Annotated in this window: 16 protein-coding genes and 1 tRNA gene; all 17 read right to left on the reverse strand. The window is 38.2% G+C overall.

The window, feature by feature from the left end; all coding sequences use genetic code 11:
• Positions 1-120: 120 nt before the first annotated feature.
• The 17 genes from LE179_RS02935 to LE179_RS03015 all read right to left on the reverse strand — a co-directional run bounded on the left by LE179_RS02935 (position 121) and on the right by LE179_RS03015 (position 16,126).
• Positions 121-1,626: a glutamate synthase-related protein gene (locus LE179_RS02935; RefSeq protein ID WP_374128874.1), complete on the reverse strand. Its 1,506-nt coding sequence runs from the start codon at positions 1,624-1,626 to the stop codon at positions 121-123.
• Positions 1,623-2,714 (reverse strand): glutamine amidotransferase family protein, encoded by a 1,092-nt coding sequence (locus LE179_RS02940; RefSeq protein ID WP_374128875.1) that lies wholly within the window; start codon positions 2,712-2,714, stop codon positions 1,623-1,625. The genes LE179_RS02935 and LE179_RS02940 overlap by 4 nt, the downstream gene beginning before the upstream one ends.
• Before the next feature lie 658 nt (positions 2,715-3,372).
• Positions 3,373-3,570 (reverse strand): hypothetical protein, encoded by a 198-nt coding sequence (locus LE179_RS02945; RefSeq protein ID WP_374128876.1) that lies wholly within the window; start codon positions 3,568-3,570, stop codon positions 3,373-3,375.
• Positions 3,571-4,614: 1,044 nt separating this feature from the next.
• Positions 4,615-4,688: transfer RNA gene (locus tag LE179_RS02950), tRNA-Pro, on the reverse strand.
• Between the two features lie 57 nt (positions 4,689-4,745).
• Complete coding sequence (locus LE179_RS02955) at positions 4,746-5,120, reverse strand: MerR family transcriptional regulator (RefSeq protein WP_374128877.1); 375 nt, start codon at positions 5,118-5,120, stop codon at positions 4,746-4,748.
• 15 nt (positions 5,121-5,135) lie between these two features.
• Positions 5,136-5,396 carry an HU family DNA-binding protein gene (locus tag LE179_RS02960; protein WP_374128878.1) on the reverse strand — a complete coding sequence of 87 codons (261 nt, stop codon included), beginning with the start codon at positions 5,394-5,396 and terminating at the stop codon, positions 5,136-5,138.
• 73 nt (positions 5,397-5,469) lie between these two features.
• Positions 5,470-6,462, reverse strand: coding sequence for an NAD(P)H-dependent glycerol-3-phosphate dehydrogenase (locus LE179_RS02965; RefSeq protein ID WP_374128879.1), 993 nt, complete (start codon positions 6,460-6,462; stop codon positions 5,470-5,472).
• A gap of 141 nt (positions 6,463-6,603) precedes the next feature.
• Positions 6,604-7,203, reverse strand: a complete 600-nt coding sequence (gene plsY / locus LE179_RS02970) for a glycerol-3-phosphate 1-O-acyltransferase PlsY (RefSeq protein ID WP_374128880.1) — start codon at positions 7,201-7,203, stop codon at positions 6,604-6,606.
• A 9-nt stretch (positions 7,204-7,212) separates the two neighbouring features.
• Positions 7,213-8,535 (reverse strand): ribosome biogenesis GTPase Der, encoded by a 1,323-nt coding sequence (der, locus tag LE179_RS02975; protein WP_374128881.1) that lies wholly within the window; start codon positions 8,533-8,535, stop codon positions 7,213-7,215.
• A 1,403-nt stretch (positions 8,536-9,938) separates the two neighbouring features.
• Positions 9,939-10,121, reverse strand: coding sequence for a hypothetical protein (locus tag LE179_RS02980; RefSeq protein ID WP_374128882.1), 183 nt, complete (start codon positions 10,119-10,121; stop codon positions 9,939-9,941).
• Positions 10,122-11,108: 987 nt separating this feature from the next.
• The gene (locus LE179_RS02985) at positions 11,109-11,687 is read right to left on the reverse strand and encodes a hypothetical protein (RefSeq protein ID WP_374128883.1); all 579 of its coding nucleotides are present in this window, start codon (positions 11,685-11,687) and stop codon (positions 11,109-11,111) included.
• A gap of 1,329 nt (positions 11,688-13,016) precedes the next feature.
• The gene (locus tag LE179_RS02990) at positions 13,017-13,433 is read right to left on the reverse strand and encodes a hypothetical protein (protein ID WP_374128884.1); all 417 of its coding nucleotides are present in this window, start codon (positions 13,431-13,433) and stop codon (positions 13,017-13,019) included.
• Positions 13,434-13,548: 115 nt separating this feature from the next.
• Positions 13,549-13,836: a hypothetical protein gene (locus LE179_RS02995; RefSeq protein ID WP_374128885.1), complete on the reverse strand. Its 288-nt coding sequence runs from the start codon at positions 13,834-13,836 to the stop codon at positions 13,549-13,551.
• Between the two features lie 145 nt (positions 13,837-13,981).
• On the reverse strand, positions 13,982-14,266 hold the full coding sequence (locus LE179_RS03000; RefSeq protein WP_374128886.1) for a hypothetical protein: 285 nt from the start codon (positions 14,264-14,266) through the stop codon (positions 13,982-13,984).
• Positions 14,267-14,275: 9 nt separating this feature from the next.
• The gene (locus tag LE179_RS03005) at positions 14,276-14,872 is read right to left on the reverse strand and encodes a hypothetical protein (protein WP_374128887.1); all 597 of its coding nucleotides are present in this window, start codon (positions 14,870-14,872) and stop codon (positions 14,276-14,278) included.
• Between the two features lie 64 nt (positions 14,873-14,936).
• Positions 14,937-15,560 carry a hypothetical protein gene (locus LE179_RS03010; protein WP_374128888.1) on the reverse strand — a complete coding sequence of 208 codons (624 nt, stop codon included), beginning with the start codon at positions 15,558-15,560 and terminating at the stop codon, positions 14,937-14,939.
• A complete protein-coding gene (locus LE179_RS03015) occupies positions 15,557-16,126 on the reverse strand; it encodes a hypothetical protein (RefSeq protein ID WP_374128889.1) in 570 nt (189 codons plus the stop codon). The genes LE179_RS03010 and LE179_RS03015 overlap by 4 nt, the downstream gene beginning before the upstream one ends.
• Positions 16,127-16,250: the final 124 nt, after the last annotated feature.

Genomic DNA, 16,250 nt, shown 5'->3' on the forward strand with positions numbered 1-16,250 from the left:
CCTTAACTTTTCAAACGCAAAATTTTTTGTATTTATACGACACGATGAGGGATGAGAGTTTGCTAACGAGCGTACTAACCCGACGCACAAGAAAGCTCAAATACAAAAGACTAAGACGCTTTACTCGCCTGCATATTTTATGCCGAGTATCCCAAGTTCTTTCTCATTTAAATCTATGCCTCTAAGCATAAGTCTGTTACCCCTTAAGCTGTCAATAGCATTGATTCCCATTCCACCAAGCAGCTCTTGAATCTCGTGGTTCCACGCGGATATCAAATTTACAAGTCTCTTATACATAATATCTGGATTAAGCCTCTTTACAAGTTCAGGTTCTTGCGTCGCTATTCCCCAATTGCATTTTCCGGTAGAACAGGAGCGACATAAATGGCAGCCCAAAGCCGCAACAGCAGCCGAACCTATATAAACGGCGTCCGCGCCCAAAGCAACAGCTTTAACTACATCGGCACTATTTCTGATACTACCAGCAATGATAAGAGAAACTTCATTTCTTATTTCCTCTTCTCTTAGTCTCTGGTCTATTGCTGCCAAAGCAAGTTCGATAGGAATACCCACATTATCTCTTACTCTCGTAGGAGCCGCGCCGGTTCCGCCGCGAAAACCATCGATCACAATGGCATCTGCTCCGGCTCTCACTATGCCTGAGGCTATAGCAGCCGAATTATGAACCGCGGCAATTTTTACAAAAACAGGTTTCCCATAATTCGTAGCTTCTTTCAGTGAAAATATAAGTTGTCTCAAATCTTCTATTGAATAAATATCATGGTGCGGCGCGGGAGAAATTGCATCGGAACCTACGGGTATCATCCTTGTGGCGGAAACGTCTTCGCCGACTTTTCTGCCCGGCAAATGTCCCCCAATACCCGGTTTTGCTCCCTGCCCTATTTTAATTTCAATGGCAGCTCCGGCGTTTAAATATTCCTTATGGACGCCGAATCTTCCAGAAGCAACTTGAACAATCGTATTTTTGCCGTACTTATAAAAATCTCTGTTCAAACCGCCTTCGCCGGTGTTATAACAAATTCCTAGTTCCGTCGCGGCTTTGGCAAGAGATTCGTGGGCGTTTCTAGAAATCGAACCATAACTCATTGCAGAAAACATAATGGGAACGCTCAACTCAACTTGCGGAGGCATCTTTGTCAAAAGTTTGCCTTTGGCGTCAAATCCAAGCTTCTCAGGCTTTCTACCTATCATAACTTTTGTTTCCATAGGCTCGCGCAATGGGTCTATAGACGGATTTGTAACCTGACTCGCGTTAAGCAGCATCTTATCCCAGTAAATAGGAAAAGATTTAGGATTGCCCATGCTTGAAAGCAAAACGCCGCCTGTCTGTGACTGTTTATAAATTTCGTCTAACACAGCGCCCGTCCAGTTTGCGTTTTCCCTGAACTCAAGAGGATATTTCTTTATCACTAAAGCTCTCGTGGGACAAAGAACAACGCATCTGTGGCAGTTTACGCACTTTATATCATCAGAGCAGATAACGTTATCTTCGTCGTCGTAAGAATGCACTTTATTGGAGCATTGACGCACGCACACCTTACATTGAATACATTTCTTTTCGTTTCTTATTACTTCAAATGCGGGACTATTAAAATCCAAACTCATTTTTGCTCCCCTTCCAATAAAGCAATAACCGGCTCTCCGCCCTTCGGAGACCAAACTCTGTCCGGACTATCGCATATTATTCTTATTGCGCTCTCTTCGCTGGCAACATAAGTTCGGTTGCCTTTTTCTGCGGCAACTAAAGAACGAAGCTTAATCCTGTCATTTAAAGCTATCATTCCCTTTTCATATCCTAAAATTATTGAAAACGGTCCATTAATCAACGCGCTCGCATAAACTGATCTAATACTTTTTAACTCGTTTTGAAGTTCCTTACTTTCCCTCTCAATATCGTCCCAGAAAGGAGCCGCAACCACTTTTATTGCCTTTTCTATTGGAATATTGTGCTTTCTTACAAGCAGGTCAAATAAATACGTTATTACTTCAGTGTCAGTCTGAAGAGTGCATTTATATCCGTACATTTCCACAAACCTTCTGTTAGCGTCGTAAGAGGATATTTCGCCGTTGTGTATTACCGACCAGTTAAGCATTGTAAAAGGATGCGCTCCGCCCCACCAGCCGGGCGTGTTTGTCGGGAATCTTCCATGCGCCGTCCACATATAAGCTTCATAAGTGTCAAGCATAAAAAACTCACCGATATCTTCAGGATACCCGACGCCTTTAAACGTTCCCATATTTTTACCGCTCGAAAAAATGTACACGCCTTTAAATTCTTTATTTATCTTTATCACGTATCTTGAGGTAAATTCGTCGTCGTCAATAATATCCCCTGTTACAGTATAGTTTTTCGGATGGACAAAATAACGCCATATCAGCGGCTTGTTCTTAACGCTCGGCACAGACCTTGTAGGAATGGTTCCCGCACTTTCAATTTCGAAGTATTTCGAAATAAAATCCTCTGTCTGCATTTTAACGCTCAAATTATCATAAAATATATGAAGCGCATAAAGATCTTTATACTGCGGATAAATACCGTAAGCTGCAAAACCGCCGCCTAATCCGTTTGAACGATCATGCATTAAAGCGATAGATTTAATGATTTCTTCGCCGCAGAATCTCTTGCTTTCTTTATCTATGATGCCACTTATGGCGCATCCAGACGGGATTCTCAATTCGCCTTCTTTTAACATTTATTCCTCCACACATCCAAACACCATATTATGTAAAAATAACTTTACAAACTTTAAAAACAACTTTTTCAAAAAATCTTTGAGAGCTTCTATAGTTTCTACGCTATGCAAAAAGTCCACATAAAACGTCCATAAATATTAAATATCAAGAGCAATGTGCTTCTTCTTTGAGATTTCCGCATAATTTTTCTCTAAAAGACTTCCGCGAAAATAATGGATTTTTAATTCTTATTTTCTCACCTTAAAATACTTATGCAAACACCACATTTTTTTTAATCTGATACCAGTTTGCTAAATAAGCATTAAAATCCATTCCCAAACAATCCATCATTCATAAAAATATACAGCTCTTTTTTTCGCTCTTTTTTCTTGCGAGCAAAGCTGTTTTTTATTCGCTACAATTATAATTTTTTGACGAACTTTTTAATCTCTTTATTTTTGTCAAACTTTTACTTAAAATCTCTTTAAAATATCTATAAAACCATCTTTGAAATAACTTGCTTTATTAACTTAAAACCACTTTTTATATTTTACCTTATATAACAAAAAATGTAAAGACACTAAATCTCATATCTCAGGTGCAACTTATAATTATAGTTACGGTTAATCCAATCATTTCCGCATACATTTTATTCTTTCCTCATTTTCACAATACACATCACGCTATTGCTAGCGCTATCCCTGACATTAACCGCGCATGACTAATATCTTGCAATGCGTAATTAATTTTGTCTAATGTCGGATATCTTTTCACAAGCTTGACATAATATTCGGGAAGTTTTTCAGATAGCAAATCAAGTCCAAAAGTTGCAAATCCTTCCTCGCTCGACGGCAACCACGTAGTATATCGTGCCAAACAATATGTTTGCCCACGTCCATCCTAGCTACGCGTCAACATAGACACTAAGACTCCGTGTTATAAATATAACGCTAAATATAGCGGATATAATAAAGACCATTTTGCTTAAACATAACCGCTACATATGCTATTCCCACCGCCACTTTAAACGGCACGATTGTAACATAGCAATTTAATACTGCAGGTATCTTCTCGCCTATCGTTCAAAGCTGAATAACTCGTCTTGACAGCTTAAGACGTTTAGTCCTGCAATGCCGTTCCCAAATGCCGGCAGGACTAAAGCAAGGGAATGAAGTTCTTAAATAAGGGCAAAAAACGCTGAAAATCATAAAAAAAGATATATTCTTGACCACTTTTGTAAAATCCGCAACTTTTCGAGGAAATCAAAATACCAAAAGCTCAAGGCTAAGTCCTGCCTGCCAAACCAAACTGCCCCACTTGCTTTTACTTGCAAATTTCAAACAAAACTCTGTCCTTTACGCCAAATAACACTTTTTTATTTTCTTGTCCTTCCCGCTATTTTAACATCATTCCAGCTCGGCTCAATCACATTATCATTCCGCCTTCTATGTTTAAATCTAATTTTAAACTTTTAAAACTTTATTAATTTCTGTTGTCTCTCTGCCATGATATTTTTATTCTTTATTCTTCTTATTTTCTCTATCTCATCTAAAGGGTGGACAAAACGGCGAAACGCTACGGCAAGAATAGAACACAACTCCTAATATCAACTTCCTTACTTTCTATTTCTAATCTTTTGCATTTAAATTCACTCTATTTTCTGTCTCTTGCGCATAAATAAAGCCAATAAATAACCGCTTACAAACCGCATAAAAAGCGACTTCATTTTTTTAGGAACAACGTTTACAAACTAGCATATAAATACAAAAAGACTCTGCAACCAAAACTGCAAAGTCTTTTTTCTTTTAGTTTTTGCGACAAATTTAAGATAAACCATACATCATTACTTTATTACTTAAAATGATTTCAAATATTTTACATTCTGCGCCAAAATTTCAAACTCGACGCTATTTTAAAACATCGGGGCGACTGGATTTGAACCAGCGGCCTCTCCCACCCCAAGGGAGTGCGCTAGCCAACTGCGCCACGCCCCGACTTATTGCTAAACTACCGACAGCAGAAAGCATCAATGTAAATTGCAGCAACACGTATTATTTTTTCAAAAGTTTTAAAATATGTTTAAGTTCTTCTTTAATATCTTTTAAAAATTTAGAGTCCGGAAGATGTTCCAAATCTAAATTTAAATCAATCTGTAAATCCGTAAGCTTTTTTCGCTTATCGCCGATTAAATATTTTCTAACGCCCGCGATCGCATAGCGCTTATTATATAATAAATCCTTAATTTTAAAAACCAGCTCCACTTCTTCTTTGCGATATCTTCTCTGTCCAGAACTTTTCCTAACGGGACGCAAAAGCTTAAACTCGCTTTCCCAGTATCTCAACGTATATTTTGGGACAAGCGTTATCCGCGATACCTCACCTATTGTAAAATATTCTTTATCAGGTATCGGCGGAATTTGAAACACCTTATGTCTCCCGGACTATTCAAAAAAATTTTTCGACTGTTTAAACCTTATTTTTTTCATCGGAGCGATAAGAACTTTTTCGCCCGTCTTAGGATTTCTTCCATTTTTTGTTTTTGTCTCAAACATATTAAAACTTCCAAAACCCGTTATAACAACTTTATCGCCGTTTTGTAAAGAATTCAACATCTCTTCAAAAACTTTATTTACCGCAGCAACGGCTTCTCTTTTTGAACTTAAAATTTTTGATAAAGCTTCCGCTATATCATTTTTTGTCATTTCTATCACCACGCTCCTTTTTCCGGACAAACTATAGAAGGACACTCCGACTGCCCGAGAAAAGAAACGACAGTTATTCGCGAACAGGACATCTTGTCATTAAACTGTTTACAGCTTCAAGCGGATCTTTTCCTTCAAATAAAACTGCATATGTTTCATTTATTATAGGAAGCTCGATATTGAGTTTTTTTCCTATCTCATAAGCGCTTACCGTATTTTTCACACCCTCAGCAACCATACCGAGACTTTTTTCAGCTTCATCTAAGCTCTTTCCCTCTCCGACAGCCTGCCCAACAGCGCGATTCCTTGAATGTTTTGAAAAACACGTAACCATTAAATCACCCACTCCGGACAGTCCGTAAAAAGTCTGTTCTTTGCCGCCTAAAGCGACTCCGACTTTTGAAAGTTCTTTAAGACCTCTTGAAACAATTGCAGCTTTCGTATTATCGCCGTATTTTAATCCGTCGACTATTCCAGAAGCTATCGCAAAAACATTTTTCAACGCAGCGCCGGTTTCAACACCCGCAACATCGGTTTGATTGTAAACCCTGAAATATTCATTCATAAAAAGCATTCTGCATTTTTCAGCGGTTTCAAGATTTATTGCCGCCGACGTAACTGCAGTAGGTATTTTTCTGCACACTTCTTCAGCATGGCTAGGACCAGAAAGAACCGCTATATTTTTATAAACTCCATCAAAAACTTCGTCTATTACTTCAGACATTCTCAAAAGAGTTTTATTTTCTATGCCTTTTGTCGCGCTGATTATAAGTTTTCCATCAAACGATATTCCGTTATTTTTTAACAGCGTACACACTGATCTCATATGCTGCGAAGGAACTACAAACAAAATGGCTTCGCTGTTTTTAAAGCTTTTCATATCGTTTGCCACAACCAGTCCCGAAGGCAAATCGGCACCCGCCTCAAACGGTTTTATCTTTCTATCCTGTAAATCTTTTGCTTTTCTTGAGTCAAATTCCCAAAGAGTAACATCATGTCCATTCTCAAATAAAAGAACAGCTAAAGTCGCTCCCCATGAACCTGCGCCTAAAACGGTAATTTTCATATCATTTCCCACAAATATTAATAAAAATATCCCCTCTCTTACATCCCTTTTCTCCTTCTTTTAGGAGAGTAGAAACCGAGAGTAAAACTATTTTGTCATAACTAAAGCCACAGCGCGCCGAAGAGATAGAAAAGAGCGGAATTATCTTTCCTTAAATATCTTAGACCTGCGTTCAGAGCCTTCCATCAGTCTTTTTATATTTGCCTTGTGCTTATAAACAATAAAAACCGCCGCGGCAAAAGCAAACGCTACAGTCGCAATGGAATACCCCGAAAAATAGGAAGCCAGAGGAAGACATATAACAGCGCATATTGATCCTAAAGAGACATATCCGGAAAATACAAAAACCAAACCAAAAACTGCAAACGCTATCAGCGCAGGCAAAGGCATAAGCGCCAAAAATACGCCAAGCCCCGTCGCAACGCCTTTACCGCCTTTAAACTTTAAAAATATCGTAAACATATGTCCCGCTATTGCGGCTGCAGCAACAGCGACAAAATAAAAAAAAGTATTATCTATAAAAATCGCAAAATATACGGGAATAAATCCTTTTAAAGTATCCGCAATAAACGTTGCAATCCCCGCTCTTTTGCCTACCGACCTGAAAACGTTCGCGGACCCGCAGTTGCCTGATCCCACAACGCGTATGTCAACCCTACCGACTGCTTTTGCAATAATATATGCAAAAGGAATCGAACCGCATAAATATGCAAGAACGATATACAAAATTTTTATTAACATTCTTATTTTTTATTGTTCCGCCGCTTTCTTGTAATATTTTCTGAATTTTAAAATTATCGGAGTGCCGTAAAAACCAAATCTTGCCCTTAAACGGTTTTCAAGAAACCTTTTGTAAGAAAAATGCACAAGCTCTATATCGTTAACCGAAAAAATGAATACCGGCGGCTTTGAAGCCACCTGCGCATATTCTTTAAGCTTTAAAGCTTTTCCTTTACTCGCATAAGGTTTTTCCGCAAGAGCGTCTCTTATAACTCCGTTAAGTTCCTCTTTCGTCAACTCTTTTGAATACTGTTTAAAGACAAGCTCCGCTTCCTGAAATATTCTGTCTAATCTCTGCCCTGTTTTGGCAGATATAAAAATAATATCCGCCCAGTTCATAAATTTCATTCTCTCTCTTAACTGTTCGGTAAAATATTTTGCGGCTTCTTCTTTTTCTTCTATCAAATCCCATTTATTTACGGCTACAATAACCGGTTTCCTTTTTTCAAGCAGAAGCCTTGCAATTTTAACTTCAGTTTCGCCTATACCTTGCGAAGCGTCTGCAATCAAAACGGCGACATCGGCATCTTCAACGGCATAATCCGCGCTTAAAGTTGAAAGATATTCCATATCATCTTTCGTCTTGCTGCCTCTGTGAAGTCCGGCGGTATCTGTTAAAACGTACTCTTTGCCGTTACTTTGAACGCGTACGGTAAAAGAATCTCTTGTGGTTCCTGGAACATCGCAGACAATACTTCTTTCTTCTTTAGCGACGGCGTTAACAAAAGAAGATTTCCCCACATTCGGCTTCCCCGCAAGAATAATTTTTAATATTTCTCGCGGTTCCCTTACTTTTCTGTCATATTTGATATTTTCCCAGATTTTATCCAGCAAATCGTGCGTGCTTCTTCCGTGGCTTGCAGATACAAAAACAACATCGCCAAAACCTAGTTTATAAAATTCATATCCCCTGACTTCCTCCGCCTGCGTGTCTATTTTGTTTGCAACGAGAATTGGTTTTTTACGACTAAGCCTTATCTGATGCGCAATTTCGCCGTCCATCGGATGAACACCCGTCTTTCCATCGACAACAAACAACACGATATCAGATTCTTTAATAGCAACATCAAGCTGACGCGACATATCTCTTGAGAATACTGAAATATCCGCGCTCCAGCCTGCGGTATCCGTAACGATAAATTTTTTATCTTTCCAGAGAATCTCGCAATCATTTCTGTCTCTTGTCGTGCCGGGCGCTTTATGAACTATAGCCTTTTTTCTGCCTATAAGTCTGTTAAAAAGAGCGGACTTGCCTACATTTGGTCTGCCCACTATAGCAACTTTTGTCAACATCAAATAGTCCTTTACACACGTAAAATTTTACAATATTATTAACATATTGACAATAAAAAAAGACAATCTTTAAGACCAATTTTTCAATTTAAAATCAAATTTGCAAACAAAAATAATCTTCAATTTCCCGCACAGCCATAACGAATCTGAATTCCAATAACCGCCAGCGACTAAAATATATTTTCGCGGCGGCAATACCAAACTTTTAAAAACGCTTATACAGCCATGTTTTTGACGCCAGAGGCTCCGCTGACTTCCATTCAACAGTCCTGTTTATTTACGACAGTTTTTATATCCTCAAGAAATAACGCACTTATTTCTACCGCTGGCCGTTTTGAACTGTTCTCGTTGATTTTTTTCAAGCTCGACTAAGGCGGAGCTAAAGGATTTGCAGACTGGGACGTCAAACGAACAAGTTTTAGACCTAAGCTTATCGTAATCCCTCACAATCAAACAGCCGTCGCCAATAACTCTGCCCGTTGCGCCACTTGCTATCGTATCTATAAGGTCTAAGACGGCGGAATAAAACTGTAAGATTTTTCGCTGAGTTTGTAAAAAGTTTTGACAAGTTGTTGCATAAGATTGCCTGCAGCGCCATAAAGCGCCCTGTTGTTTATAAAAAGATATGTTAATTTATCTTCTAGCCGCGCAAACTGCGGATATTGCTTCTTTAATTCCGCTTCGGTTTTTTGTTTCGTACGTTATTTTACGAAATTTTACGAAGAGCAGCTGTTCTCATGAGTCCTTTTTTGTGTCTCCTTGAGAGAATTCAGCCGCCGCTCCTACCGCTTCATTTGCCAGCAGCTTTGATACGTTTATTTCGTTCGCTTTGATATCCGCTATGCCGCATTTCGCGCGCAAGTATGAGTTATTAGCCTTACAACTATCTATTTTAGCAGCGCATAAGACTAACAGCGCAGCCAGCTAAGTAACCGGCGGCAGCATTTATTTTGTATATTTTCTTTTTTATCATACAATAAAAATGCATACAAAGAGTGTTAAGCAATACTTTCCATGTGGCTGCTTAAGATTCTACGCTGTAACTTTATATTTACTGTATATCTGCGGTCGCTTCGTTTTCACTTTTTAACGTATTTAATCACGTTTCTATCAGTATAACAATAATCAAACATGAGAACACAATCATAGTCCCGGCTATTTATTCTTGCTTATTTGATGATTCAACATAAACAAGCTCCAGCGGTTTAAAGCGCGGGCGTGGGTGCGGATTAGGATTAAGTTTTTCTAAAAACTCGCGGGACACTTGGAAACCTCTAGACGGAATATCTGTGTCCAGCTTAAGATTGGACGGAAAATCAAAAAAAGGAATTTTACCAGAAAGAAGTATTTATATTCGACTTAAAACTGGGACTCTGCGAATTCGGGAGCGCAAAAGACCTTGATTAAACAGCTGGGTCACAGCTTTTAGCTAACATTCTAATATCGCCTATAAAACTTTCTGCGAATGACTTAACCTTCTCATATGTCATCTGCTGAATGCCATCTATCTCTGCTATCTTACCAAACTCCACAGTCAGAACGCCAAAATCTAAATAAGTCCACAAGCTGCAGTTCGTCGACCTCATTAGAAATCTTCCGATACTCGTCTGCCGCTTTTCGCAGATTTTCTAGAAATTTATCCGCTGTAAGACAATATTCTCCGGCAGCAATATCTGCCCCTGTTCATTTCCAATAACTCAATCAATTATCTGTTTAGAATAGGAAACTGTCGTTTTGCTTACAGTCAAATAACGTAATAAGAGATATCGCAGTCTGTTGTTTCATGAGTATCTCTTTATAAGACCTTATCTGTTGCGCAAATGTTCTTATGCGAACTTCGCGAGCGTTGATTTCAAGTTTACTTTGAAGGCTGTTATATCGAGTCCGAAGAAGCTTAAATTCTCATATTCTCGCTCTAGGTTCTGTAATTCAACAGTTTTTTCGTTTAAAAGACGTTTTAACCGCTCTCCACTTTGAATATTATCATTCTGCTCCGATTTCTCCTCATCCAAACAGGCAGGGAACTTTGTAATAGTCTTGTTGAAGCTTGGCATTCTACTGAGTAACTTGGTTGAGACTGATTTGGAGCTGGTTATTTGCTTTATTGGCTTTGTGAAGTCCGCTTTGAAGAATGCTTATTCCGCCGATTCAAATCGTGAGATCGATTCTCTGCAACAGCTTTAATTTGATTAAGCTGGTTTAAAAGGCTGGCAACTTGCTAATTCAGAGTCTGGATTTCAGCCACAGGCTTATCGTCCTGCGGCGATTTGGAGTTCTGCAATGTAATATCTCTCTCTTGAGCGACTTTTGGTTAAAATTAGTTTGAAGATTAGTATTCTCCTAAATCAAACTCTAAACTTGAGCCTCTGCGTCCTTTTTCCCTCGGCTGGCTGTGGAAAGCGGGGTTTGAAGATTGCTATTCTGTGATGACCCAAGTTCTAAGCTTGAATCTCTGCGGTAGTTTTCTCTTGATTTACTGTATCAAGTTTGCCTTAAAGAATTCTATTTTCATTCACCGCTTGGTTTCTTTCTCCTAAAAAACGCTTATATTGGCGATAACTTGGTTAATAAGGTCATTTTTGAGCTTGGCACTTTGTTTCATCACGCCATACTTTCATATAACACCAATGATACGCAGTAAGCAAAAGCGCAATTGCTGAAGCTGAAATAGCTGTTGGAATAGTTGAAGTAACTAGTTCACTAAAACCACCATTAGCAAAGAATGAAACCAAGAAAAAAGGGGAGGCAAAGGTGTCGGCAAGGACACTAAAACCATAATTAGCAAGGAATGCCAAGAAAACAGGGGGAGAGGGAAATTTGTCAACAAGGCCACTAAAACCACTGGTTGAAATCAAGTTTTTGATATTTTTGATAGTTAAAACTAAGGCTCCGATATTGGTACTACCGATACTACCTTCAAAAGAAGCACCAAATACATAGCCACAGCTAGGCAGTCCGCAACGAAATTTAACAGGGGCAGACCCTATGTATTCAGCGCCATTATTATTAGAAGCAGGTTCTATGTATTCGGCTCCATTATTATTAGAAGCAGGTTCTATGTATTCGGCTCCATTATTATGAACATGCGACTGGCAAGAAATGAACAGAAAACTTATTAAACAAACCAGAATTATCCTACTCAACAAACGCATTATCTATATCCTTAAATTAAGACTGTTATACTTTTTATAATTTAACGTATATGGCAATTTTTCGCCTGCTATACTCTTAGTCATTGAAAGCTTGAGCGTCTTTTCAGTTTCCGTCTAGACGCGCTCAAGTACTATTGTCCTTCTAGCTTTTTCCATCTCTCTGTAGTACTCTTAAGCTTATTTGTATTGCCACTTTCTTGCGCACCTGTAATGGTCTTCGCGACGCGTCTCTTACATTTGTTTTTCATTTCTTGCGGCATCTTTAGCAATTTAGTCCTTCCCTATCACAGGCTTATTACAATCTGCAATTAAAAACAGTAAGAATAATGCAGATAATCTTTTTCATATAACATATCACTTATTTTGGATGCGAATCTAAGTATACCGCAAGTTTTTCTATAGTTTCGCCTGCGGCGCTGCTCGCGTTAAACCTTTGTTTACAAATTTATCGTAACGTCTGCCCTTAGGAAAAATAGAGCGTCTTCTTCCTCGCGTTTTTCTCTTCTTTCGGCTCCTCGTTATCTCGAGAAGAGAGATTGCTTAGTTCTATAGATTCATCTTCCTCCGTATTCGGAGAAAGTACAACATTGAGATTTCTCTCTTTCCGCTACCATTATTAAAACAGCTTTCTTTTACTTTTTTATTTTTTCTCTAACTCTTTCCAACATTTACAAAAGAACAAGCCAATGCGGCTTAGAAATATTGTACAAAAAAAGCGATGGTTGCGCCAAAAAAGGCTATCGGAGTTAATACTATGTGGTCTAAAAAGGCATCGCCGAAATACAGTTTGAAAATATCCTGCGCTATATATATTCCTTCTTCATAGATTCGCGGACTACCGTTATCTTCCTTTCACAACCTGCAAACAGACATATTGCTAATAGCAACGCGAAGATCTTTTTCATTTCTCATTCTTACTCTTTCTTAATTTTTGTGTATTGTAAAACATATTGAAATACATTAAATATATTAGAGCATTTTTCTCGAGGGAACAACCTGCGTTGAACCACTGATTTGTCTGCGAGGGCATTAAGTTGGTAACTTCATCACTTTCTCATAACTTGGCAAATTGGTATTTTTCAGCAGGATTTTCGTGATAGTGAGAAACTCGTTTGGATTTTGCTTATTTTCTTTGTGATATTTTTTTGTGTTTTGTATGTTTTGAATATAATATATAAGTTGGGACTCAACAATTGATTTTGTAGTGTAATAATACGGAGGTACGTGCATTGTGGCATTCTGTTAGGTATTTGGCTGCATCAGGAGTAAACCACAAGGATAATTTCCCGTTGTTGAAACTTGTATCTTTCGCGACTATCAAACGTATATCTATACTTTTTTTATTGTTTTGTCGCCTTCAGTAATATTAACTTGCACTGTAACCCAAGCATTCAAAAGTAAGGATACTTTTTTAAGTATTTGTTTTTTTGTTTTGTTATAAGATTTTGGACTTAGACCACGCAGCTTTTGATATTCTTTGACATCGATGTCCATTCTCACGTCTGTTTCAGCGTTCTTATCTTTTTGTAGCTTACTTATGGCATGGATAAAAGGTCGCATGTCGTCCGTTAATGTGGAGAATTCTATTTGTTTAATTTCATTTTTATTTTTGTCAAAGGTTGTGGTGGTTATCCCTGTTTTTGTACCTGTTTTTGTAATTTTATATTCGCTTTTTTCCCCGCTAAAGTTAAGCCATAATTGACGATTATCATTGTCAGGCTTGAAGCGTATTTTTTGGTCTGTCACACTTAGTCCGTTGTCTTCTATTTGCTTTTTCCCGTGAAGATATGAAAGGATTCCCCAGACCGCGCTTGAATTGCATTCTCGAGTACCGCTTCAAGTTCATCGTTAGAAAGTTTTGCTAGTATTTTTTTAAAGTATTCTTTATCTTCTGGCTAGTCTCGCTGGATTTAATTTCTTTGGTGATTAATATCCCAGCTGTCATTTTAGTTATAATTTTCTTTGCCTCATGTGGTATTAAGTCAGTGTTCTTTTCCTCAACCGATTCCGTCGCGTTTATTGCGTCTCTCAACCCAACTACAGCCGTTTGCGGTGAGATAAGCTTCTTTTCCCATAACCTTGCGTACATATCTTTTAAAAGCTTCTTCGACTTGTCTGTAATATGTTTTTCTTCATCTTCTGAATTCATGCTTAATCTTTTCCTTTTTTGCTACAATAATGAATAGGGTAGGGGCTTGTGATATTATAGTCCGAGTTCCCATTCTGTTAATTCCAAATGCTTTAATGCATAGCGGAGCAAGACACCATTATCTTGCTCCGCTCTTCTTTTGTATCTACAACAAAACATCTCTGTGCAGTGCGACATCTGCGTACGCTCGTATCTTTGTTACGCGCTGACTTATATCATTACATTTTTTATCGGCGTAGCCAAGTCGTCGGGTGACTTGTTGTTTGTCCTGTAAACTGAACTTATTATGTCTTCGCACATATCCAATCAGGTCGCTGGGAGGCTCGTCAAACCTATCGCATAACCGCCTTATTAACGACTGTGCGGAAATGTAGATGTTGCGTGTTTCCTTTAAAATGTCTTCTGTAACGCTCTCAACGTTTTCGGGCATTCTAGACTCCTACGTATCATAATTATAAGGGGGCTTCGGTATTTCAATTCTGAATATCTTTCTTAACAAAGTTTTCAGAAGTTTCAGCATTAACGAATTGGGTTTATAATAGTAAGTAGTTAAAATAAATACAGAAGTTCCTTCTTCTACACCAACAGGAATTTCTTCAACAAATTCATTTATATCCCAATCAAAAAAATGACCATTAAAAAAAACACATTCTTTATAACCTTCAGGCATATCTTTAACAAGCTGAATTTCATCTAAAGAAATAGACTTAATATCTGCAAATCTATAAAGCAACTTATAACCGCCACACACAGCAATAACGGACAGAATGAAAGCAAAAATCTTCCAAACTGAGCTACCTGTATCAACATTACCAGACGCAGGCAGAGCAGACTTACTCGGCTCAGGTGTTGGTGCGGGAGTGTTTGAAGGTGCAAGAGCGGAAGCATTTGAAGCATCTGACGTCAGCGAATGCGTTGGAACGCCTTCGCTTCCTTTATCCTCAGCAACAGCATTCACAGGTCTTCCATGCCTAAGCGACTTATCACAGCCAGACATCAGGCATATACATAAGCATACAGATATTATTTTTTTCATTTTTATATTACACTTTTAAAATGTCTTCCGTAATGCTCTCAACGTTTTCGGGCATTCTAGGCTCCTAATCTTCAGGTAGTTTAATTCCGAATATCTTCCTCAACAGAGGTTTCAGCTTTGACGGATTAGGTTTATAAAAGTACAGGCCAATTTCAACTTCACATTCACATTCAGGAACAAAACGATGAACTGTTGCATAAACAGGTATTTCGTCAATATATTCAAATGTCGCTCTATCAAAAAAATAAGAACAATGCAAACCAAAATTCCCCGAAAAATAACATTCTTTATAACCTTCTGTTATATCTTTTTCTTCAAGAGTATCCAATTTATTTATAAAGATAGGTTTAGGGTCTGCAAATCTATAAAGCAACTTATAACCGCCATAACATACGACAATAATGGACAGAATGAAAGCAACAGCATAACCGACATATTTCCCAACTGAGCTACCTGTATCAGTAGTATCAGACGGCAGAGCAGACTTACTCGGCTCAGGTATTGGAATAGGAGTGTTTGAAGGTTCAGAAGCGGAAGCATTTGGAGTATCTGACGTCAGCGACTGCGTCGGAACGCCTTCGCTTCCTTTATCCTCAGCAACAGCATTCGCAGGTCTTCCATGACTAAGCGACTTATCACAGCCAGACATCAGGCATATACATAAGCATACAGATATTATTTTTTTCATTTGATAGAATAAATAGAATAAATATGAGGGTACCTAAAATATCGGACAATCTCAAGAATAGGCTGCAAAAAAACAAAATGACCATTAAACAGAGGGTCTTTTACTATAAGATTACATACCGATATAAATGTATCTGCAGCTAAAGCGGTTAAACTTAATTTTGACTTAGACAAGAAAGAGGGATTTGTAAGAGCCACATGTACAGGAAAACTAAAAGCGGAAACCATTTTTAATATCCCAAAAAACTTACTGAGGTTTCCACCATATACAGAAAAATAAGCTAAAATCACATTTACAACCAAAGATAACGAAGAATGACAATAATACGGAACGCCATTTCCCTTACCACAAAATTCATCAAAAAGGGCTATGTCAAGATTAGATTGTACTGTTGGAGCTGGTGTCGGCTGTAATTCAGAAGCGGGAGCATTTGAGGACTGTGGTACAGGAGCGGAAGCATTTAAGGACTGTGGTGCAGGACTGACGTTGTCAGCCGTTCTATTACAGCCAAACGACGAGCATATACATATACATATACATATACATATACATATAAGTTTTTTCATTTTTATATTAAAGAACTTCCTCAATAAAAAACTTCATCAATAAGTTCATAAAAAAAATCTCCAAGTAAATAATAACCAGCGAAAGGAATAAAAATATAACCGCCAATTTTACAGACCGAGCAGA

Origin of the sequence: Candidatus Endomicrobiellum agilis (assembly GCF_020328115.1) — a bacterium.
Lineage (GTDB): Bacteria > Elusimicrobiota > Endomicrobiia > Endomicrobiales > Endomicrobiaceae > Endomicrobiellum > Endomicrobiellum agilis.

Excerpts from the sequence above, each read along its gene's own strand:
- LE179_RS02935 (WP_374128874.1), bottom strand. The coding sequence starts at position 1,626 with ATGAGTTTGGATTTTAATAGTCCCGCATTTGAAGTAATAAGAAACGAA.
- LE179_RS02940 (WP_374128875.1), bottom strand. The coding sequence starts at position 2,714 with ATGTTAAAAGAAGGCGAATTGAGAATCCCGTCTGGATGCGCCATAAGT.
- LE179_RS02960 (WP_374128878.1), bottom strand. The coding sequence starts at position 5,396 with ATGACAAAAAATGATATAGCGGAAGCTTTATCAAAAATTTTAAGTTCA.
- LE179_RS02965 (WP_374128879.1), bottom strand. The coding sequence starts at position 6,462 with ATGAAAATTACCGTTTTAGGCGCAGGTTCATGGGGAGCGACTTTAGCT.
- plsY (WP_374128880.1), bottom strand. The coding sequence starts at position 7,203 with ATGTTAATAAAAATTTTGTATATCGTTCTTGCATATTTATGCGGTTCG.
- der (WP_374128881.1), bottom strand. The coding sequence starts at position 8,535 with ATGTTGACAAAAGTTGCTATAGTGGGCAGACCAAATGTAGGCAAGTCC.
- LE179_RS02980 (WP_374128882.1), bottom strand. The coding sequence starts at position 10,121 with ATGAGGTCGACGAACTGCAGCTTGTGGACTTATTTAGATTTTGGCGTT.
- LE179_RS02985 (WP_374128883.1), bottom strand. The coding sequence starts at position 11,687 with ATGCGTTTGTTGAGTAGGATAATTCTGGTTTGTTTAATAAGTTTTCTG.
- LE179_RS02995 (WP_374128885.1), bottom strand. The coding sequence starts at position 13,836 with ATGAATTCAGAAGATGAAGAAAAACATATTACAGACAAGTCGAAGAAG.
- LE179_RS03000 (WP_374128886.1), bottom strand. The coding sequence starts at position 14,266 with ATGCCCGAAAACGTTGAGAGCGTTACAGAAGACATTTTAAAGGAAACA.
- LE179_RS03005 (WP_374128887.1), bottom strand. The coding sequence starts at position 14,872 with ATGAAAAAAATAATATCTGTATGCTTATGTATATGCCTGATGTCTGGC.
- LE179_RS03010 (WP_374128888.1), bottom strand. The coding sequence starts at position 15,560 with ATGAAAAAAATAATATCTGTATGCTTATGTATATGCCTGATGTCTGGC.
- LE179_RS03015 (WP_374128889.1), bottom strand. The coding sequence starts at position 16,126 with ATGAAAAAACTTATATGTATATGTATATGTATATGTATATGTATATGC.